The organism is Shewanella sp. 10N.286.45.A1 (assembly GCF_041470405.1).
GTDB lineage: Bacteria > Pseudomonadota > Gammaproteobacteria > Enterobacterales > Shewanellaceae > Shewanella.
Genome location: NZ_JBFRMK010000149.1, coordinates 1 through 19,243, shown reverse-complemented (window position 1 = coordinate 19,243; position 19,243 = coordinate 1). Strand labels below are relative to the sequence as shown.

The 19,243-nt window shown below is 42.8% G+C and carries 23 protein-coding genes; 13 read left to right on the top strand and 10 right to left on the bottom strand.

Going from position 1 to position 19,243, the window contains the following annotated elements; genetic code table 11:
- The first annotated feature begins 67 nt into the window (after nt 1-67).
- The 4 genes from AB4238_RS12275 (at nt 68) to AB4238_RS12260 (ending at nt 3,437) form a co-directional block, all read left to right on the top strand.
- Nucleotides 68-232, top strand: coding sequence for a YqaE/Pmp3 family membrane protein (locus AB4238_RS12275; RefSeq protein ID WP_012144718.1), 165 nt, complete (start codon nt 68-70; stop codon nt 230-232).
- A gap of 193 nt (nt 233-425) precedes the next feature.
- Nucleotides 426-905 carry a CidA/LrgA family protein gene (locus AB4238_RS12270; protein WP_372033695.1) on the top strand — a complete coding sequence of 160 codons (480 nt, stop codon included), beginning with the start codon at nt 426-428 and terminating at the stop codon, nt 903-905.
- Nucleotides 902-1,591: an LrgB family protein gene (locus AB4238_RS12265; protein WP_372033694.1), complete on the top strand. Its 690-nt coding sequence runs from the start codon at nt 902-904 to the stop codon at nt 1,589-1,591. The genes AB4238_RS12270 and AB4238_RS12265 overlap by 4 nt, the downstream gene beginning before the upstream one ends.
- Nucleotides 1,592-1,904: 313 nt before the next feature.
- Nucleotides 1,905-3,437: an MFS transporter gene (locus AB4238_RS12260; protein ID WP_371992354.1), complete on the top strand. Its 1,533-nt coding sequence runs from the start codon at nt 1,905-1,907 to the stop codon at nt 3,435-3,437.
- 84 nt (nt 3,438-3,521) lie between these two features.
- Here AB4238_RS12260 and AB4238_RS12255 read toward each other — a convergent pair whose 3' ends face one another.
- From AB4238_RS12255 to AB4238_RS12235, 5 genes are all read right to left on the bottom strand, one after another.
- Nucleotides 3,522-4,148, bottom strand: coding sequence for an acetate uptake transporter (locus tag AB4238_RS12255; protein WP_248973406.1), 627 nt, complete (start codon nt 4,146-4,148; stop codon nt 3,522-3,524).
- A gap of 762 nt (nt 4,149-4,910) precedes the next feature.
- Nucleotides 4,911-6,890, bottom strand: coding sequence for a multiheme c-type cytochrome (locus AB4238_RS12250; RefSeq protein WP_372033693.1), 1,980 nt, complete (start codon nt 6,888-6,890; stop codon nt 4,911-4,913).
- A gap of 180 nt (nt 6,891-7,070) precedes the next feature.
- Nucleotides 7,071-8,021 carry a LysR family transcriptional regulator gene (locus AB4238_RS12245; RefSeq protein ID WP_372033692.1) on the bottom strand — a complete coding sequence of 317 codons (951 nt, stop codon included), beginning with the start codon at nt 8,019-8,021 and terminating at the stop codon, nt 7,071-7,073.
- Between the two features lie 340 nt (nt 8,022-8,361).
- The gene (locus tag AB4238_RS12240; RefSeq protein ID WP_372033691.1) at nt 8,362-9,063 is read right to left on the bottom strand and encodes a pseudouridine synthase; all 702 of its coding nucleotides are present in this window, start codon (nt 9,061-9,063) and stop codon (nt 8,362-8,364) included.
- Nucleotides 9,064-9,067: 4 nt separating this feature from the next.
- A complete protein-coding gene (locus AB4238_RS12235) occupies nt 9,068-9,691 on the bottom strand; it encodes a helix-turn-helix transcriptional regulator (RefSeq protein ID WP_372033690.1) in 624 nt (207 codons plus the stop codon).
- Between the two features lie 124 nt (nt 9,692-9,815).
- On the opposite strand from AB4238_RS12235, the gene AB4238_RS12230 reads away from it, so the two are divergent.
- On the top strand, nt 9,816-10,424 hold the full coding sequence (locus tag AB4238_RS12230) for an NAD(P)H-dependent oxidoreductase (RefSeq protein ID WP_372033689.1): 609 nt from the start codon (nt 9,816-9,818) through the stop codon (nt 10,422-10,424).
- A gap of 39 nt (nt 10,425-10,463) precedes the next feature.
- A complete protein-coding gene (locus tag AB4238_RS12225; RefSeq protein ID WP_372033688.1) occupies nt 10,464-10,880 on the top strand; it encodes a VOC family protein in 417 nt (138 codons plus the stop codon).
- 37 nt (nt 10,881-10,917) lie between these two features.
- On the opposite strand, the gene AB4238_RS12220 is transcribed toward AB4238_RS12225, so the two are convergent.
- From AB4238_RS12220 to AB4238_RS12210, 3 genes are all read right to left on the bottom strand, one after another.
- Nucleotides 10,918-11,670: an SDR family oxidoreductase gene (locus AB4238_RS12220; protein ID WP_372033687.1), complete on the bottom strand. Its 753-nt coding sequence runs from the start codon at nt 11,668-11,670 to the stop codon at nt 10,918-10,920.
- Nucleotides 11,671-11,778: 108 nt separating this feature from the next.
- On the bottom strand, nt 11,779-12,024 hold the full coding sequence (locus tag AB4238_RS12215) for a hypothetical protein (RefSeq protein ID WP_371992336.1): 246 nt from the start codon (nt 12,022-12,024) through the stop codon (nt 11,779-11,781).
- 82 nt (nt 12,025-12,106) lie between these two features.
- A complete protein-coding gene (locus AB4238_RS12210; protein ID WP_372033686.1) occupies nt 12,107-12,310 on the bottom strand; it encodes a hypothetical protein in 204 nt (67 codons plus the stop codon).
- A gap of 271 nt (nt 12,311-12,581) precedes the next feature.
- Here AB4238_RS12210 and AB4238_RS12205 point away from each other — a divergent pair, with 271 nt between their 5' ends.
- Nucleotides 12,582-13,481 carry a universal stress protein gene (locus AB4238_RS12205; protein ID WP_372033685.1) on the top strand — a complete coding sequence of 300 codons (900 nt, stop codon included), beginning with the start codon at nt 12,582-12,584 and terminating at the stop codon, nt 13,479-13,481.
- A gap of 53 nt (nt 13,482-13,534) precedes the next feature.
- Here AB4238_RS12205 and AB4238_RS12200 read toward each other — a convergent pair whose 3' ends face one another.
- Nucleotides 13,535-13,873 (bottom strand): DUF1971 domain-containing protein, encoded by a 339-nt coding sequence (locus AB4238_RS12200; protein ID WP_372033696.1) that lies wholly within the window; start codon nt 13,871-13,873, stop codon nt 13,535-13,537.
- Between the two features lie 136 nt (nt 13,874-14,009).
- Between AB4238_RS12200 and AB4238_RS12195 the strand changes: the two genes are divergently transcribed.
- The 5 genes from AB4238_RS12195 to AB4238_RS12175 all read left to right on the top strand — a co-directional run bounded on the left by AB4238_RS12195 (nt 14,010) and on the right by AB4238_RS12175 (nt 18,160).
- Entirely contained in the window at nt 14,010-14,492 is a 483-nt protein-coding gene (locus AB4238_RS12195) for a YcxB family protein (RefSeq protein ID WP_372033684.1), read from the top strand.
- 379 nt (nt 14,493-14,871) lie between these two features.
- Nucleotides 14,872-15,750, top strand: a complete 879-nt coding sequence (locus AB4238_RS12190) for a MipA/OmpV family protein (protein WP_372033683.1) — start codon at nt 14,872-14,874, stop codon at nt 15,748-15,750.
- A gap of 56 nt (nt 15,751-15,806) precedes the next feature.
- Nucleotides 15,807-16,169 (top strand): DUF3019 domain-containing protein, encoded by a 363-nt coding sequence (locus AB4238_RS12185; RefSeq protein ID WP_372033682.1) that lies wholly within the window; start codon nt 15,807-15,809, stop codon nt 16,167-16,169.
- Nucleotides 16,169-16,882, top strand: coding sequence for a response regulator (locus tag AB4238_RS12180; protein ID WP_020911068.1), 714 nt, complete (start codon nt 16,169-16,171; stop codon nt 16,880-16,882). Before AB4238_RS12185 ends, AB4238_RS12180 begins: the two co-directional genes overlap by 1 nt.
- Nucleotides 16,883-16,900: 18 nt before the next feature.
- A complete protein-coding gene (locus tag AB4238_RS12175; RefSeq protein ID WP_372033681.1) occupies nt 16,901-18,160 on the top strand; it encodes an ATP-binding protein in 1,260 nt (419 codons plus the stop codon).
- A 28-nt stretch (nt 18,161-18,188) separates the two neighbouring features.
- Here AB4238_RS12175 and AB4238_RS12170 read toward each other — a convergent pair whose 3' ends face one another.
- Nucleotides 18,189-18,494, bottom strand: coding sequence for a DUF1289 domain-containing protein (locus AB4238_RS12170; RefSeq protein ID WP_372033680.1), 306 nt, complete (start codon nt 18,492-18,494; stop codon nt 18,189-18,191).
- 177 nt (nt 18,495-18,671) lie between these two features.
- Here AB4238_RS12170 and AB4238_RS12165 point away from each other — a divergent pair, with 177 nt between their 5' ends.
- On the top strand, nt 18,672-19,226 hold the full coding sequence (locus AB4238_RS12165) for a DUF4136 domain-containing protein (protein WP_372033679.1): 555 nt from the start codon (nt 18,672-18,674) through the stop codon (nt 19,224-19,226).
- Nucleotides 19,227-19,243 lie beyond the last annotated feature (17 nt).

The window sequence follows — 19,243 nt, the reverse complement described above, 5'->3', positions numbered from 1 at the left end:
ATGCAATTGGTATAATTATGAGAATTAAATGTCGTCAAAATGACCAATAATTTAAGGAAGATACTATATGGATACCAATAAACTATTACTGATCATCATCGCAATATTACTGCCGCCTGTGGCAGTATTTCTAAAAAGTGGCGTAGGTAAAGATCTGCTTATCAATATCATTTTGTGTCTACTTTTCTTTATTCCAGGTTTACTGCATGCGCTGTGGGTTGTCACCAAGTAGTCTCTGTTTCAAAGCGCAATAATAGATAACCGATTAAGCCTCATTAACTTGGGGCTTTTTGATGGTCTGTCAGACCTTCCCCACTGTAGATTCCATTTTGGAATAAACTTAATCAATAACATTCATTTTTTTAATTAACCATTCAGGAGTAAGCTTTAGTCAGTTCTAAACAGCATTCAAAATCAGGTTCGTTATGTCTCTTCGCTTCTGCGCTATCCAATCTAAACTCGGCAATCTTTTTTTACTGCTGACTCAAGTTAGCTTTTTCTGTCTATTTGCCTATAGCTGCCAACAACTCGCCACTTGGTTGCACTCTCCGTTACCCGGCAGCGTGATAGGACTGGCCATACTGTTGTTATTATTATGCGGTAAGGTTATTCCAGAAAAAGCGGTCAATAACGGTGCAGCATGGTTAATTGGCGATCTACTGCTGTTTTTCATTCCACCAGTAGTCGCCGTACTCAAGTACGAAGATATACTAGAGCAATACGGCATCACACTCTTAAGCTCAATGCTGGCGGCCAGCTGCTTAGTATTGCTTGGCACAGCGTTTACCGTAGACAGACTTTTCAATTTTGAACGTAAGCTTAAGCTACAAAAGCAGCGTAAGCTTCAGCAAGCACTGCGCGCGCCTATACTCGTCAGCAAGACACTTTCAGGAAGCGCATTATGAACCTGACTCTGATTGCCCTGCTTTGCTTGCTATTAACCTTAGTAAGCTACTATGGCAGTAAAGCCCTATATCGCCGTAAACAACGAGTATGGTTTGCCCCAATTTTATTAGCACCGGTGTTAATTTTGGTTACCGTTGTGGTGTTAAAAATTCCTCTGGCGAGTTATTTTCAATATACCCACTGGCTCGCTGCACTGTTAGCCCCGGCGACAATTGCCTTTGCAGTGCCTATTTACCGCGAGCGCCAACTGATAAAGCAATACCCAATTACTCTGAGTGTTGGCGTGATTGTAGGACTGTTACTCGGGTTGTTCACCTCTTGGATATTGATGCAGCTAACCACTATGCCCAACGAACTGTCGAATAGTTTAATGGTGCGTTCGGTATCGACCCCCTTTGCGATAGAAGCAACAACGGCATTTGGCGGTATTCCCGAGCTCACTGCAATGCTGGTTTTGCTGACAGGTATCATGGGAATGCTAATTTGTGAGCCACTATTTAGAGTCGCGAATATTCGCAGCGCTGTTGCAAAAGGAGTGGCTCTAGGCGCCTCAGCTCATGGTGCTGGCGCAGCTAAAGCCAGCGAAATAGGCAGACAAGAAGGCGTTATTGCCAGCCTCACAATGATATTTACCGGTATTGCGATGGTGATAATGGCACCTTTGTTTGCTGCACTTATCGGCTAATAGTATAAGTAAGCAAGGTGACGAAACCCCGTCCACCCCTACGGCATTAATGTTCAATATATAGAGCGACTCACTTTCATTATCCAACCCCCCGTTACCCTTCGTTATTATTCAATCCCATGAGTTGCTCTCAAACTGCGACTAACGCATTGGTGTTTGCCATCAAATTAGGTAAAGTGTCGACTGCAATCACAAGCTTGCAGCGTTTTGGCAAAGATTCTTACGTTCAATCTACCCAAAACCAACATAAATATGCTTCTTAAAAACGAAAGCAATAATAAATATAAATAATTAAAACAATGAAAGGAAAGTTATGAGCGAGTCAAAAGATGCTTATGCAGATAACGACCTACGGGAAGTTAAACAGCTGGGGATGTGGGCCTCGATTGCCAGCTTAAGCTACATATTTTGGATTGTCGGCGGCATGGAGCTAGTCGAACGTATTGCCTATTATGGTGTTAAAGCCAGTGCAGGTCTTTACGCAAAAGCCCCTGTATCTGAGGGTGGTCTTGGGATCACCTTAAGTGACTACGGTATCATTATCGGGATATGGGCGATGATGCAGACCTTTATTCCAGTATTCACAGGCGGTATTTCAGACCGGGTGGGCTACAAAGAAACAATTTTTGTATCAACGCTGATTAAAATTTCTGGCTACTTGGTGATGGCTTTTTTCCCAAGCTTCTATGGTTTTCTTTTCGGTGCGATTTTGCTCGCTGCGGGCACCGGGGTATTTAAGCCCGGTATTCAAGGCACGTTGGTGCTTTCTACTGGGCGGCAAAACACATCGATGGCTTGGGGTATATTTTACCAAGTAGTTAACATTGGTGGTTTCTTAGGACCATTGGTTGCCGTGCATATGCGTCAGCTTTCGTGGGATAACGTCTTCTATGCTTGTGCCGCGATTATCTCACTCAACTTCCTATTCTTGCTGGCTTATAAAGAGCCTGGTAAAGAGGAACGTTTGGAGCGTAACCGCAAAGTAAAATCCGGTGAAATTAAGCAAGTTGCATTATGGCGCGATGCGTTGCATGAACTTAAAAAGCCTGTGGTTATCTATTACATGTTGGTATTCGCCGGTTTCTGGTTCCTGTTCAACTCACTGTTTGATGTTCTACCTATTCATATAGCTGAATGGGTCGATACCAGTGTCATTGTTACCTCACTGTTTGGTCCAGAAGGCACCTCAAATGGCTTCTTCCAGTTCTGGTTGGGACTCGACAATACCGGTACTAAGGTGATGCCAGAAGGCATGCTTAACCTTAACGCGGGTATGATCATGACTACCTGTTTCTTAGTGGCGGCATTAACGGCCAAGTACCGCATTACAACTGCCATGCTAGGTGGTTGCTTGCTGAGTATTTTTGCCTTTGTACTAATTGGTGCAACCAACGCAGCTTGGATGATCGTACTGGCGATTGCGATGTTCTCTTTCGGCGAGATGATGATTAGCCCGAAAAAGAACGAATTCATGGGTAACATCGCCCCTGAAGGTAAAAAGGCCATGTATCTTGGTTTTGTTATGCTTCCTCAGGGTATTGGCTGGACGCTTGAAGGTTTCTTTGGTCCTAAACTGTATGAGATGTATGCTTCAAAAGAGATCTTCTCTCTAGAAGCATTAGCAGAGCGCGGTATGAGTGCCACTGAAATTAGTGCCATTCCTCAAGGTGAAGCCTTTACCACTTTGGTGGCTTTCACAGGCGAGCCTGCGCAAGAGCTAACGACCTTACTATATAACACCCATAACATTGGTATGGCGTGGTACATCATTGCAGCAATCGGTACGATTTCAGCTGTGGGTATTTATCTGTATGGTAAATGGTTGTACAAACTACAACAGAGTTAAGCTGAGCTCGCTTATGTGAACTCTGTTTATAACTAAAAAAAGCTGACATCAATGTCAGCTTTTTTGTTTTCTAGCCCGATAAACTTACGCCGCTTTTAACGATGGCGTCGCCTCGGTTACCGCGGCTGTGCTTGCAGCAAAGCGTACTTTGCCAACAGGAAGAATAACTCGGCCATACTCAGCGTTAAGTACTTGCGCCATGGCAAAGTAAATAGCACTTAAACCACAGAAAATACCTTCAAAGCCAGCAATGGTGCCAATCAGTTCGCTACCAGTAAAGTCACGTGCCGCCAACAGGAAAAACAGTATGGTTAACGAGCCAAATACGATCTGTTTGGCCAGTGGGTAGCGCATTGAACCGATAAACATAAAGCCAGTGAACATGCCCCATAACGCTAAATACCACCCCATAAAGCTTGCAGGACTTGCTGCTAACCCCATTTTTGGCATAACAATAAGCGCAACGAGTGTTAACCAGAACAAACCGTAAGAGGTAAACGCTGTCGTACCAAAGGTATCGCCACGTTTGAAACACATCATGCCCACTAATACTTGTCCAATACCGCCATAAAATATGCCCATCGCTAAAATCATAGAGTCGATAGGGAAGAAGCCAGCGTTATGGATATTAAGCAAAACGGTAGTCATACCGAAACCCATTAAGCCAAGCGGCGCTGGATTTGCTAAAGAATTGGTGTGCTGTGTAGACATTGAGTTCCCCTACAGGAATTGGCCAATCAAATAGGTAGCGGTTATGGTTAACCGCACTAGATTAACAATGGTTAATCTTAGCGCCGCGGATTCTAGAGTAACCAATAACGCCAATCAATCATTCTATATGCCACTCAAATATGCTCTCCTAAACATATTTATCCACATTTAACATTAATATTCATAAACTTAAGGCTAATCCTTGCTAAAGCCTCAAACGAAGAAAGGCCGCCAAGAGCAATATCACAATTCCCACAACAAAGTGACCACGGTCACACGCATGCCGAGTTAGCACTTTAGCAAATGATGTTATTGGTTATGCATTGAGGTTAAATATTGCGCTGGCTCACAAAGTTGTACATCGGACTCTATTCGAGCTAAAAGATGATTTGTATCAAAAAAAGGGGAGCCAGAAGGCTCCCAAGAGGTTCAATTGCACCGAGAAGCAGGGGATCTCGCCGCGGGTGATGCTTTTATAATTTTAAGTTAGTGGGCGCATCTTATCGATGCCGTAATTCTTACCTTCGGCGTGACAAGTTGAGCAGGACTCAATTGGAAGCTCCACTGTAAAAGATGGTTCGCCGTCTACCTTAGCTGACGAAAAAGCGAGTTACATAAAATTGGGGATGGAATTGACAGCCTGCAGGGTAGCCATTTTCCATCCCCATTTACAACTCAAGCTTATTCAAAGCGGTAATTGAATTGGGTTCCCTTAAAAATACACCTTAAGGTCACCCAAAGCCCTACCTCTTAAAGCAGAGGTTACTGCACTCGGTCAAAATTATGGAACATATCAATACCGAAAGACTTACCAGTATCATGACAAGTTGCACAAGACTCAGAAGTACCTTCTGTAAACCACTGTGTGGTTGATGGTACGTTTAGCTCACCACCATTCTGTTCCATATGGTTCAGCGCTTGGTCTGAGTTATGACAAGCAAAACAGTTAGCCGTGATAGGGCTAGTCATTACGCCTGCGTTACCTTCGTTATACGCTTTTGACAGCATATATTGATTTGGCACATCAGCTAGACTAACGCCATCAGCATGACAAGACACACAGTTATCAGCATTCAAGCTGGCTGCTGAGTTTGCTTCTGGAGCTTTAGCGCCTAACTCATTACCCTTGCCCCAATGCATGCTGTGAACCATAGGACCAAAGCCTGGTCCAGAGAATGCACCTTTACGATCTTGTCCATTGTTGTGACAAGCAACACAATCTAAACCACCTTCACCGTAGCTACCGTTCTTGTGGTAGTTAGTGTCGTTGTTGTGACAAGTCGTACAACTGTTGGCATCGATTGTATGACGACGACCCCAATCTTGAGTTTTCGCAAAGCTGGTTGAGTCGACAACATCACTGTAACCAGTGAATGACACACCATATTCGCTATCACTGTCAATCCAGTTAGTATCTGCAATCGTAATGCGTGAACTTGCAGATAAGTCAGCAAGTTCATAACCTGAAGTTAACTCACCATAACAAACAGAGCGAGAGCCATCGTCATTTTCAATATAACCTTCTTTGCCATGTGAAATCACACGAGCAACGATGGAGTCATTGTGGTAGTTGTTAATGTAAGCGCCACCATAAGTCACCTCATGTGCAGCGTACATTTCGCCAATATTTAATTGCACCGGCGTTTCACCTGAGTTATCAAATAATGCGATATCGACACAGTAACCCGAAGTCCAAGTTACTTGTCCTTCATCTGGATCACCATGATCCGTCCACTCATCCATAGTAGGGTTGAAGTAAGGTGCACTTGTTGTTGTGTAATGATTCTCACGAATTGTTGCACGTTCACCTAAGCCAACATTGCTTGATTGGAAGTGGAACTCACGAGCATCGAATCCGTCTGCAGGTACGATAATGCCTGACTCGCTATTGCCATGACAGTCGCTACAACCATTACCAGCAATACTTGTATTCACTACAGGTTCTGCATGACAGGTGTAACAGTTAGCAGGAGTGAAATCTTTTTCAAATTTCTGGTGATTAATATGACCAAGCTTTTGCATGGTATTTTTAGCATAGCCGCCAGTGTCTAAAGAATTACCTTCAGCATCTACATCACGTGGCACGTTGTTATGACACACCATACAACCGCCAACAAAATCGACTTCGCCGGCAGTATTCAATGCTACGTATTTAGAATGCTTGATATCTGAAGTAGCATAATCAACGTGACATGAATAACAGGTTTCAGTCGTTGACGTGTGCGTCATTTCTGGCTTATCAATAATAATATAAGGTGAACTAGCGATGTCGCCGCCGCCCACTTGTAAGCGAATTAACCCTTCAGTATCTGATTGTACTGCAGCCATTGGCGCAACGAGTTTGTACTGTCCGCTATCTACTTCAGTAATGGTTGCACCTTCAGTGGCATTATCACCACCAAATGTTGCACTACCACCTACACTGCCATCACGGCTGCGTTGAATACCAAAGTCAGTCTTAGCTGCTAGGTAAACACCTGCATTCTCAAGACCTGTAATCGCAACGCCGTCTTCATCAGTTAAGTTAAATTCAACAGTCACTTGGCCTTCTTCAACCATATGAGCAATATACTCAACATTGGTTACAGTAGACACTTCTGTTACGGGTGGTGTAGGACTAACACCTGGAGTGCCTGGCTCACCCGGCGCGCCATCTTTGCCATCGTTACCATCACTACAACCCGCTAAACCGATAGCAGCAATTAGTGCCACTGCCAATAAAGACTTCTTATGTGTTCTCATCATCATATCCCTTTATAGGTATTTTAGTTCTGCGTACGCAGTGAGTTAAATATAAAACAAACTAAAATATACGAAACGTATTTGTATGAATGATGTGACAACTATTTAGAGATTCAGTTAACGGAATTACAATAAATGAAATTAGCAATATCGATTGTTGCAATTAAGCTAAAAAAGTAACTATTTGGCGGCTAACAACTCGGTAATAGTTTCCAGCAAAATAGCTTTTCTATCAGGAGTGTAACGTCTATTTTTTACATTTTTTTCAATTAGATAATATTGTGGAGCCATTATTTGAGCATGTAGTAGCTTCACTTGTTCGAGTGGTAAAACCTCTGTTCTTAATGCTGAAATCTCATTGCAGATATCAGCCCCTATCGCTGGTGTAAAGGACAAGCTTCCCATGGTTATCAGATGACAAAACCACTCCTCCCTAGTGCTTACCTTTTCTATATTTTCCAGTGGGATTCTGGCATTACGACAGTAGATTTCTAAAGGGTCTACCTTATCGTTAAAGCCCTTACTTTCGAGGTATAAGAATGGATGAGAAGCAATATGTTCCAACGTGATTTCGGGTAGGTTTTGCCAGATGGGGTGATCTCTGCGTCCGGCAAGGTAGACTGATTCAAGTGAACCTATAAGCTCACTATTCAGATCGACACTATGTGAGGTGTCAAAAGAGATCCCAAGGTCTAACTCACCATTGTGGATCAATTCGGCCGATGATGGATCCCAGCAATGCAGCCGAATATTGCCTAGCGCATCTTTGTCTAGATGCTGGCTTATTGCTACCGCGAAGCTAATCATTATATTTTGAGTCACTGCGATATTTAAGGTGGGTAATAGCGCTGGGTCGCCCACCTCCGATGTTACCTGTTCAATATGAGCTATCGACTGGTAGAACCGGCAAACAGGTTCATATAACTGTTCAGCCAAAGGGGTGGGTTTAAGCCCATGCTGACGGCGATAAAATAGCTCATCGTTAAAAGCGACTCTCAGCGCGGTAAGGCAACGGCTAATTTTCGGTGCTGATACTTGCAGCTCTATGGCCGTGGTGTTGGCCTGACCATTCTCGTAAAGTGTTTTAAATACCACTAGGCAAAAAACATCTAACTCAGTTATTTTCTTCAAAGATTCATTAAGCATTATTATTAGGGGACCAGTTGAATACTTAATAATATTTATAGCATATAAGCTTATTTTAAAGCGTGATCCACACAGTTAACCATTAGCTAATGTTTAAATATTAGCGATCTATCACACAACCTCAATCCCTGTAAAACACCATCCCCTCAACCAATAACAGCGAAGATAACAATAAAGAACAAGATATACAGCAGAAAAGCAAAGCCTAACCGTATCTGATTAGCGGGTTTCACCTAAAATAGCAGTGAAATATTTAAGCTTATATTTAGATAACCAAGCAACCCACTTACATCAGCCGTCACTGACTCATAGCAAAAAGAGTCGCTTAACGGTCAATCTCTATGGTTGAGAGTGTTCGGCTTTGACCTGCTAATAGTTGAGGGTCGAGTACTATTTGGCCAACAGAAATACGATGCAAGCCGATAACAGGGTTGCGAAAGCGGCCAAACATACGTTTTATTTGATGATATCGACCTTCCATTAAAGTTACCAAAGCAGTATGAGTATCAATAATTTCAAGCTTGGCTGGTAAGGTGGTGATGTCTTCAAACTCAAAGTACATCCCGTCATGAAAAGCTTTTATATAGCTTTCATCTATTGGATTTTTCAAACTTACACGGTACAGTTTCGCCACCTTTTGCTCTGGTGACATTAACCGCTTTGACCAACGGCCATCATTGGTTAGCAGCAGTAAGCCTGAGGTATTGAGATCTAACCGACCGACAATATGTAACTGCTGTTTGTCAGGATGAGTGAGTAGCTCGATTACCGTTTTGTGCTTGTCGTCCACTGTTGCACTGACCACTCCTACAGGCTTATGCAGCATCAGGTAGGTTGGTTCATTTGCTTGCAAGACTTCGCCCTCTAGTGTGATATGGGAAAACTCGTCAACAATCTGATCGATATCTCTGGCTATCTCACCATCTACTTTAACTAGCCCTTTAGCCAGTAGTATTCTGACATGCTTGCGGTTAATCCCTTTGGTTGCACTGATAAACCTATCTAGCCGTGCTCGTTTAGATTCCATACTGTTATCCGTTTAACGGCACTATTTTATAGGCACAACGCCTGGCACCTTCGATAATATGCTCCTCTCGGCTAATGCTGGCATCTTGTTGTAATAGATTTTGAAACAGTTGTAGCTCAGAGCGGCAAAAATTAAGACAAGAAGACGCTGCGGCGCAAATGGGGCAATGATTTTCGAGTAGCCAATAGACACCGTCTGTCCTTTCGACACTGGCCATATAACCTTCTTCTGTTCGCAGTTTAGCAAGTGCAGCTAACTTGGCGGGTAGATCTTTAGCATCAGCTAAGGCTGCTTGATAAAGCTTAAAGGAAGCATCCTCTCTATGGGCAATGAGTTGCTCTAAGCCTTGATCGCCAAAAATCGTTTTTACAGAGTCGATCAGCTGCACCGTAAGCTCTTCATGACGATCAGAGAAATGGCTATTACTTTTTGCAGTTAATGACCAATAACGTGTCGGCCTGCCGCGGGTGGCCTTTTTATCTTCAAATACCACATCACTATTGTCTTCTAAGCTTTGAAGGTGCTGGCGCACTCCCATGGTTGTTAAGCCAAGCTCGGTGGCGATGACTTTAGCGGTCAACTCCCCTTGAGTCTTTAACATCTGCAATATTTTGTCGCTGGTCTTCATAGTTTCCCCTTAACGCTTAGTGCACATTATTACTGAACCAGCTTTTAAGTAAACTTTTTTCTTTACTTCATTATGTAAAGATATTACTTTATTTAAAACTTAATAAACAAAAAGGTTTACTTAAATGGAATTAGTTATTGTTAGCGGAAGCCAAAGAAAGGACTCCCAAAGCGCCAAAGTTGCTCAATACTTAATGCAACAGATTCCGCCAAGTCATGCAGTGAAACACATAGAACTTTGCCAATATCAGCTGCCTTTTTGGGATGGCGATCCCGAGAGTAAAACGACCGATGGCAGTCGCTGGCCGTTTATCTCACAACAGGTAAAACGTGCAGATGCACTAATACTGATCACCCCAGAATGGGGCGGAATGGCATCGCCACTGATGAAAAACTTTCTATTAATGTGTGATAACCAAGATACGGCGCACAAACCGGCGTTATTGGTCTCAGTAGTAAGTGGGATTAGCGGTGGCTACCCCATTGCAGAATTGAGAATGAATGCTTTAAAAAACAATAAGCTGGTTGCAACACCTGATCACCTCATTATTCGTAATGTCGAGCAGGTATTAAATACTGAACAAGCCGTTGATGATCGTGATAAGCACTTACGTGAACGCATCGACTATTGCTTGTACATGTTGGCGCAATACAGCGAGGCTTTAACCGTTATTCGCAGTCATCATCAAGATAAGCCCTACCCTAAACAACAAGAGTACAGTTACGGCATGTAATACCCAAGTTAACCCAAGAGCAACAGCAAGGAGCACATTATGATGCATCTAGAACATTTAAATTTAGTGGTAAAAGATATCCCAACAACGCTAGCCTTTTATCAAGCTATTTTCCCTCACTGGAAAACCCGTGGCGGTGGTGTCAGTCAGTGGTATGGAGTGGACCGAAACTGGATTCACTTTGGCGATGACTACCAGTATTTAACCTTTAACGATGATGGCGTTGGCAATAACCGCGACTTAAGTGGTCATCAAGTTGGGCTGGCTCATTTTGCTTTTGTGGTGGACGATCTTGACGGCGTCATTGCACGGCTAGCCGCCATTGGCCATCCCGTCGATAAAGATGGCGCAGAAGATCCCTATCGCCGCAATGCCTATTACATTGACCCGGATGGCTACGAGGTTGAGTTTGTGCAATACCTTAGTGATGTGCCAAGCGAGCGAAATCGCTACTGATAATCGCAGCGATGTGACGTCACAACAGTGAGCCTGATCAACTCATTTTTCTGACCCACGAACTGGGTGCAACTCGCAGTACCCAGTGCAGTACAGCCCATGGCCAGCTCGGTACAAAACTATTAGCTTTTTCGGCCTCTATCGCTTTAACCATGGCGCGACAGCCAACGTCGGTATCGACGATAAAGGGCACCTTTTCGACATGGTCGTTGATTTCGCTACGGATAAACCCAGGGTGAATACAGCTGACACTAATTGGTGTGTGCATCACATCAATGCGGATCCCTTCAGTCAATGAAGTCACCGCAGCTTTAGTCGCCGCATAGACAGTCATTGCCCGTCTAAAACCGCGCACTGCACTCACCGAAGAGATAGTCACTAAATGACCTGCGTTCTGCGCTCTAAAAATCTGCATCGCAGCTTCTGCTTGAGCGATTAATGCAACAAAATTGGTCTCAGCAGTTTGCTTGTTTGCCTCAAAGTGACCGGTACCGATAGAAGCTCCTTTGCCCATACCAGCATTAATGATAATCCTATCGATACTACCCAGCTCTTTGTTAAAGGCTTCAAACACTTCGAATACTTGTTGATGATTGGTGACATCGAGAGTTTTTATTGAGACTTTGATAGACGGGTTAATTGCTTCAAGCTCGGTTTTTAAAGCTTCAAGCCTGTCTATTCGACGGGCACACAATGCCAAATTTCGGCCTTTATGGGCGAATTCTAACGCCATTCCTCGGCCAAGACCTGAGCTGGCCCCAGTGATCAAAATTGTTTTTCTAGTTGTCATTTGATTCTGCTAGTAACTGTAATTTAACGCTAAGCTACTGTTGAATGCACATAATGTAAACAGCTGTTTGAACCTTAAGCTGTGGCTAAGTGGCTTATAAAAGATATCTCAAGCAAGCCAAATTGCAGCTGCAAACAACGAAGCATAGAATAGAAAACCAACGATGAAAGCGCTATTAAACGGATCCCTTTTCTGCACTTTTCGACGTTGAAAAAAGCTGGTTGGTGCTAAGGGGTAGCTGGTTTTACCAAAGGTGAAAATACGGATCACTACGGCGCCAGTGAAATACAAGATAAACGAGAGTACTAAATCCCACACAACCCAAAACGCAAGTTCCATTGCAAATACAAACATCGCCTCTCCTTAGCTTCACAGATACTGGTTGAGGTTAAATTGATTAACTGCAGCTGCAGTTCCGTTGAAGAGCATGTGTTTACTAGCTCGGTGCCATGTGAAACAGAAAAACGCCAAAAGCACTAAAAAAGGTCACTCCGATAAATAACATCGCAGCTAACGTCTTCGATTGCGACACTGATTTTATTAGCGCAAATTCAGTCTGCATTTCCAGTAGGTCATTGAGCTCAAAACAGGCAGGTTTAGCTGACGGTTGCTCTACTTTTACTATGTCAGTTATTGGCATATCACTACTCCTTGATGACCACAAAATGTTACCTAACCACCATGTTAATGTCAGGTTAAAGTTAATTAACATTGCATTTACTCATTTATTTATTTTGAAATTATTTGAATGAGTGAAAAGGATGCATAGTTGATACGAAGGAATTCAGCGATTTACCGTAATTAGATTGAAAGGCGCTTACCAGAGTGGCTTTAAGTGCTATTTGATATTAGCTAAGCCGTGTGTTTACTGAGCTTTCGACTACAGTTGTTCGAAATGGAGTGAAAGGTAAATGGAGTATTTCACTATGATCTCGTACCACCATACATTAGCGCTAGTAGACAACAATTCAGTCGCTCAATTTGCCTTAAATAAAGCGCTGCAACTGGCCTGTAAAACCAAAGCTAAGGTCACCGCCTTAAAGGTGGAAAAGCCCTATAACAACTTCCTCAACCGCTTAGGTCTAATCCCCGATAATGCGCTCGATCCAATGCTGTTTGTCAATAAACTAATCAGTAAGTATCAACGCCTAGGTGTCGAAGTAGAGGTTAAGCAAATTAAAAACACCAAAGACCACATTGCAATTCTCAATGAGACCAATGCCAGCGACTATGATTTAGTGGTGATGAATAATCAGCACCACAACACTATAGTCAGTGAATTTGTGCCCAGTTGCGAGGACCACCTGCTGCGAGAAAGCAACCTACCTATTTTAATCGTCGGTAATAAGTCATGGCAGAAGCAGGGGCACATTTTAACCGCATTAGAAACTGCCGCTTCTAACATTGCTCATAGAGAATTGAATCAGGACTTGCTAGAAGATAGCCAGCAATTAACTAGCCTGCTGGAAAATGACATCCATCTGCTAAATTGTTACCAGCTGGAAAACTGGAGCATGTCTATCAAACGTGAGGCGAACTTCATTAGCGATGAACAGCAAAGAGATCAGCATTGGGAGCATTTGATTGACTCAGCAAGAGCCTACCAGCTAGAAAGTGACCATCTACACCTTGAGCAGGGGCTTCCCGATCACGTCATTCCTGTCATCGCTAACAGGTGCAATGCCAATTTGTTAGTGATTGGTGCAGGTGAACATCACGGCTTTATCAGTGATTTAAAAGGTCACACCTCATCGGTTATCATCGATCAATTAAAGTGTGACATTTTAGCGATAAAACCCGTCAGCCACTAACAGAAGTAAACTCCTAGCTGATCACAGCCATAACCTTGCAGTACTGCGATTGGCTAGGCGTCTCTTTCACTTTGATTTTCTGCAACAATTGCAGATCCAGCTTGCGCCCAAAAATCGACCCGAAACTGGGTATCAGCTGTCATTAACTCAACTTTATGCCAATACTGTGGTGGCGAGATAGCGGTTTGCCCGACTTCAATAATGAGCTCTTTTTCAACCTCTGCTCGCCTATCTTTAAAGCCGTAAAACTTGAGTGTGCCACGCAGTACATGGATCTGCCCATATACACCCGCTTTAGTGTTATGCAGGTGCAGGAACATCTTCGGCACAGTGTCCTTATCAAATAGCGGCGTTGATTTATAATTAACAAAATCTTTCGGTATCGTTGCCATAGTCTGTTTTAATCCCTTTATCATTATCACGCTTTGCTTCAATATAGCGCGATTAAGCCTGAGTTAATCAACTATATGCAAACTTAGGGCAATTGCTAGTAGCACTAGCACCCAAGCATCAAGTGAATGAGCCCCAATGAATTCTGAATACAGCTACACCACACAGTACACCTTAGATAAAAGTCACTTTAGCGAGTGCTTTGATGAATCCGTTACTATCGATACATCGATACGTGCATATCGAAAGGCGATCATCTTTACCCTTATTGGTGTGCTATTACTGCTAACAGGTATCAATGCTTATGCTTCTTGGTTTTTAATCGCTCTAGGGGTTTTAGAGGCACTCAACATTCGTTACAAAAAACCATGGTGGCTACTGCGCCAAATGATGAGTAAGGCGGCCAATAATGAGGTGACTTTAACGATTGATACTAAGGGGATCTCTAATGATTCTTTCTATGTCAAAGGCACTATCCTTTGGCAAGATATTGTTTCAATCAAAGAGACTGAGCAAGGCTTTTTACTCAATCAAAGCAAAACCGTCAGCTACCTTTCCAAGCGTAGTTTAGATGACGAAGCCATTGCATTTGTCGTTAGCAAAAGAAGCCGCGAAGCGTGAGCAAGCTCATATTAATACAGTTCAGCTTAAAAAATAATGTTCAGCTAAATTGCACAGTTTGATGAGTATTAGCATGCTGAATAAAGGCAAATCCTTAGCTAAAGCGCTAGATTAAAAAACTGACATCTTTTTTAATCTAGCCACTCAATAATGAGTAAACTTTAGCTTATTCAGCAGCCTAAGATTTTTATATCCAAGTGAATTTGCCAGGCCCGATAGAATCACACTTGCAATGGCATAAATGAGCGCCTTTGATTGAACACTTTGTGACCTGTATCACTTTGCAACAAATCAACTTTAACCCCATGCTGCCATTAGCAAATAGTGATACTCTATATTCTCATTTGTTAATTTTGTAATCATAAGTCGATATCAATATATGCATTATTTATTGGCGCTAATCTTAAGCATTAGCTTCTTAACAACCACAGCCCATGCTAGCAACAGCAGTGAAGGCTGCGATAACAACAGCGACTGCATTGAAGTGGGTCGTTGGGATATTGGTATTGCTCTTGGCTATGGTGAGAAGTCTAATCCTCTTAAAGATTTTGATGATATTCCTCTTTACGCCATTCCTACCATTGCTTACTACGGTGATCAGTGGTTTTTTGATAATGGGAATATTGGTTACACTCTTACAGAGGGTGAGAACTATACGATCAATTTAGTCGGCACCTTTAGTACCGATCGTGCTTTCTTTTATCGTTGGGATCCCTCTAATATTTTTCTGCTGAAGGGAAATAGTGTCGAACGTGTAACGACTAAAGGCCCGACCATAATGGCCACTAGTAGCGAGCCAGAAATCGACACCAGCGAACTAACAAATAGAAACTTTACATATCTTGGCGGAGCAGAAGCTTTTCTTTACACAAGGTTTGGTATAGTTAAAGCGTCTGTTGCACATGATCTTTTTAATGTGCACAACGGAACAGAAGCTCAGCTCAAATGGCTGTACAATATTCCGCTAGACAGCTGGAATTTTGAGTTTGCTGCAGTGTTAGACTGGAAGAGCGAACAAGTCGTTGATTATTACTATGGTATCAGACCGAGTGAAAGCCCTTATTGGAGCGAGAAGTATCAAGCGGAGTCAGCTTTGAATCAAAGTATCGAATTTACAGGACAATATGTGTTAACTGAGAATTGGAGTTTGCTGCTTGTTGCTCGCTACACCGACATTGCTGATGCAATTGTTGATAGTCCTCTAGTCGAGAAAGATTACACAACTACCTATTTTGTAGGCGCAGCATACAGGTTTTAATATCAGTGCTATCGCTAACTAAAAAATTATTTCTCTGTTTTATTTTCTGCTCAGTATTGAGCGGCTACGCTGTCGCTGATGAAGAAGAACCATTGGCAGCAAGCCTAAGCCTATCTCCCGAGATTTGTATCACCAGTACAGATGAAGAAACCTGCAATACTGAAGTTGTACTTGGGTGGAAATTGTTGCACGACCGCCCCATTTGCATCCTTTCTGATTACAAAGAACTAAAGAAATGGTGCAACAGTTCACCAGATGTTAACTCTTTAGCGGTAAATATCAGTGCAAACAAAGATATTCAGTTTGTCATGATAGACAAAGATACCCACGAGACGCTTGCGGGTGTAAAATTAAAAGTTACTCAAGCTTCGTCGCCTCAGGTTAGGCGTCGCTACCGCAACCCATGGAGTTTATTCTAATGACCAACTCTCAATCTACGCATAGAGTCCTACTCGTAGAAGATGATATTCGTCTGGCCAACTTGATCGTAGATTACTTAAAATCGCATGGAATGCACGTCGAAGTCGAACGTCGCGGAGATACTGTCTTAACCCGCCTTATCAACTATAAACCTGACATTATCCTGTTAGATATAATGCTGCCAGGCATGGATGGCTTAACACTTTGTGAGAAGCTTCCAGACTACTTTGCCGGCCCTATCTTACTGATGAGCGCATTAGGTTCAAACGAAGACCAAATTAAAGGCCTAGAACTAGGTGCAGATGACTACGTGGTCAAACCGGTCGATCCAGCGCTATTAGTTGCCAGAATTAATAACTTGCTGCGTCGTCAAGCTAAGCCACCTCAAGTTGAATCTCACTGCTTAAGCTTTGGTAAACTAAGTATCGATCCACACACTCAAGCCATTCGCTTAGGCGAGACTGAAGTTGATCTGACTAGTCATGAGTTTGAACTGTTATGGTTACTCGCTTCTCAAGCTGGTCAAGTGATGAGCCGCCAGTATATCTATCAGTACTTGCTAAATATCGACTTTGACGGTAAAGATAGAAAGATAGATGTGCGTATTTCTCGCTTGAGAAAGAAACTGGGTGACAACATCGAAACACCTTTTAGGATTAAAACGGTTTGGGGACAGGGATATCTATTCGCACCGGAAGCATGGAATAACTAACTTTCAAGTTAGCCACAAATGAAGCGTCTATTTTTAAGTTTATATCTATTGTTAAGCCTAGGCTTTCTGGGTATAGGTTGGACGCTCGATAGTCTTTGGAAAAAGAATGTCGATCAAGAAGGTGCGCTAGACGCACCTTTAGTGGCTTTAGCGCAGGTGCTAAGCAAGCTGCCACACTCTGAGCGACATGAGATGCTCAAAAGCATCAATAACAATCCCAAATTCCCGCTAGCATTACTCGATGCCGATCAAGTTGCATTCTCAGAAGATCAAATGGTGCAAAATGATGCCGTGATCGCCACCCCCTATGATATCAACCATGAGTTACAATTTATTGCGGTAGGCGATCACATCCTAATGGCGGGGCCAATAGAGCTCGACCCTGACGCTAGTTTACGGGGTCTTTATAATATCTTCTTTTACTTGTCCCTAGCTTTTGTCGCCCTAATCTGGGTTTGGCCGCTCTCGAAAGATTTGAAAACCCTGCGTAATGCAACCAAGGAGTTTGGCCAAGCAAAGTGGAATACCCGCATTAAGCTGACTAAACGCTCTCAAGTATTACCACTAGCCACCACGTTTAATGATATGGCGGCCCACATCAGTGCGCTGATTGAAAACCAAAAGCATCTATCGAATGCTGTATCTCATGAAATACGAACACCGCTTGCTCGTCTTAAGTTTGCCCTAGCATTGATCCCACAATATTGTCTGCCGGAATCAGATCCCCAGCGCCGCCAAGCCTTTCTCGATGAGATGCAGATCGATATCAAGGAGATGGAGAACTTACTGCAAGAGCTGCTTACCTACGCAAGCTTAGAGACCCAAAGAGAGGGGCTACAGTTTGAGCGTTGTGAATTAAACAGTCTTGCGAAACAAACCATTAGCCGCTTACAGACACATCATTCAACAACGATAGAGCTGATTGAAACAGAAACCGCCGCGCAAATTATGGCTGAACCGTCTCTGATTGAGCGAGCTTTGCAAAATCTAATTACCAATGCCCAGCGCTTTTGCGTTGACAAAATCACAGTGGAAATAAGTGTTGCAGGAGAACAAGTTTTATTATCTGTGACTGATGATGGCGAAGGGATATTAGCGCAGGATCAGCTCAAAATTTTTGAACCCTTTTACCGCAGTGAAACCAGCACAAATGGCAATAAAGGTCATGGTTTGGGGTTAGCGATTATCAAGCGAATCATGGATCGACATCAGGGGAAGGTTACGCTAAAAAGTCAGCCAGGTTTTACCCAATTCACGCTGATTTGGTACAAAAGATAGCACTACAATAAACGTAACAGGTAATCCATTAATCTAGTTTAAAATCCTTTGAGTCGAGTGATTCTTCTGGCAATTCCTGAAAATCTAAACTCGGGTTTGCCTTCGCTCTTTCTTCAACCAATTGTGCCTTTCTCGCTTTTAACATTGCAAGTTGACGACGACGCTTACGCTGCTTACATAACCTAATAACATCAAATTTTTGCGCATCAGAAAACTCGAGCCACTTAAACCGTTCGTCTCGATTACGTAAACATCCTTTACAATATCCCCTCGCATCACTTTGGCAAACACCAATGCAGGGACAGGGAATTTCAAAAAACTCTAATTGTTCCACAGCCTAAACATATACCATGTAAGGATTAATACCAATTGCATTTGCAAAGTTTCTCAAGCCAATCTAACTAAAATGACTATACTTAATCTTTAATCCAATACAGTCATCGCACTAAATGGTTTAAAGTTGTAGGCTAGTAAATCAAAGGCGATGACCCCTAAAATGAGAGATTCGATCATGAATAAACTAAAACGTATTCTATTCACCTGCGCAATATCAATACCACTATTAGCCCAGTTTGGATGCAGCTCAACACCCAAAAATGATTATGATCTTAACTATAACTTTGCTGCGCTAAAGAGTTTTAGCCAAGCAAACCCAGCACAAACAACAGATCCTCTAAGCGCCGCTAGAATACAGCAATCGATTGCAACAGCCCTTACAACTCAGGGCTTTGTTCAACAAGATGATAAAGCAGACTTTCTAGTCACTTATGGATTTAGAGTTGATGATAAGCCGAAGGATTCTGGTTTTTCTATTGGCCTAGGCGCGGGCTCATGGGGCAGTTCAAGCGGCGGCAGTATCGGTACCAGCGTTGATGTACCTGTAGGCAGTGATACGGCTAAAATTCAAACTATCCAAATTGATATTCTCGACCCACAGACAAAGCAGCTTATTTGGCGAGGTAGCGACAAATTTAGCTTCGATGATGGTGGTGAAAAAAAAGCCCAAGAGACCAATGCCACAGTTAGCAAAATTTTGGCGCAATTCCCCCCCAAGAAAGAGCAGTAATACCAATCAGCATAAAG

What these genes read in the sequence shown, in the direction of transcription:
- AB4238_RS12275 (WP_012144718.1), top strand. Translation starts at nt 68, where the DNA reads ATGGATACCAATAAACTATTACTGATCATCATCGCAATATTACTGCCG.
- AB4238_RS12230 (WP_372033689.1), top strand. Translation starts at nt 9,816, where the DNA reads ATGGAATTAGTTATTGTTAGCGGAAGCCAAAGAAAGGACTCCCAAAGC.
- AB4238_RS12205 (WP_372033685.1), top strand. Translation starts at nt 12,582, where the DNA reads ATGGAGTATTTCACTATGATCTCGTACCACCATACATTAGCGCTAGTA.
- AB4238_RS12225 (WP_372033688.1), top strand. Translation starts at nt 10,464, where the DNA reads ATGATGCATCTAGAACATTTAAATTTAGTGGTAAAAGATATCCCAACA.
- AB4238_RS12175 (WP_372033681.1), top strand. Translation starts at nt 16,901, where the DNA reads ATGAAGCGTCTATTTTTAAGTTTATATCTATTGTTAAGCCTAGGCTTT.
- AB4238_RS12190 (WP_372033683.1), top strand. Translation starts at nt 14,872, where the DNA reads ATGCATTATTTATTGGCGCTAATCTTAAGCATTAGCTTCTTAACAACC.
- AB4238_RS12240 (WP_372033691.1), bottom strand. Translation starts at nt 9,063, where the DNA reads ATGGAATCTAAACGAGCACGGCTAGATAGGTTTATCAGTGCAACCAAA.
- AB4238_RS12195 (WP_372033684.1), top strand. Translation starts at nt 14,010, where the DNA reads ATGAATTCTGAATACAGCTACACCACACAGTACACCTTAGATAAAAGT.
- AB4238_RS12210 (WP_372033686.1), bottom strand. Translation starts at nt 12,310, where the DNA reads ATGCCAATAACTGACATAGTAAAAGTAGAGCAACCGTCAGCTAAACCT.
- AB4238_RS12215 (WP_371992336.1), bottom strand. Translation starts at nt 12,024, where the DNA reads ATGTTTGTATTTGCAATGGAACTTGCGTTTTGGGTTGTGTGGGATTTA.
- AB4238_RS12250 (WP_372033693.1), bottom strand. Translation starts at nt 6,890, where the DNA reads ATGAGAACACATAAGAAGTCTTTATTGGCAGTGGCACTAATTGCTGCT.
- AB4238_RS12255 (WP_248973406.1), bottom strand. Translation starts at nt 4,148, where the DNA reads ATGTCTACACAGCACACCAATTCTTTAGCAAATCCAGCGCCGCTTGGC.
- AB4238_RS12265 (WP_372033694.1), top strand. Translation starts at nt 902, where the DNA reads ATGAACCTGACTCTGATTGCCCTGCTTTGCTTGCTATTAACCTTAGTA.
- AB4238_RS12180 (WP_020911068.1), top strand. Translation starts at nt 16,169, where the DNA reads ATGACCAACTCTCAATCTACGCATAGAGTCCTACTCGTAGAAGATGAT.
- AB4238_RS12220 (WP_372033687.1), bottom strand. Translation starts at nt 11,670, where the DNA reads ATGACAACTAGAAAAACAATTTTGATCACTGGGGCCAGCTCAGGTCTT.
- AB4238_RS12165 (WP_372033679.1), top strand. Translation starts at nt 18,672, where the DNA reads ATGAATAAACTAAAACGTATTCTATTCACCTGCGCAATATCAATACCA.
- AB4238_RS12260 (WP_371992354.1), top strand. Translation starts at nt 1,905, where the DNA reads ATGAGCGAGTCAAAAGATGCTTATGCAGATAACGACCTACGGGAAGTT.
- AB4238_RS12270 (WP_372033695.1), top strand. Translation starts at nt 426, where the DNA reads ATGTCTCTTCGCTTCTGCGCTATCCAATCTAAACTCGGCAATCTTTTT.
- AB4238_RS12235 (WP_372033690.1), bottom strand. Translation starts at nt 9,691, where the DNA reads ATGAAGACCAGCGACAAAATATTGCAGATGTTAAAGACTCAAGGGGAG.
- AB4238_RS12200 (WP_372033696.1), bottom strand. Translation starts at nt 13,873, where the DNA reads ATGGCAACGATACCGAAAGATTTTGTTAATTATAAATCAACGCCGCTA.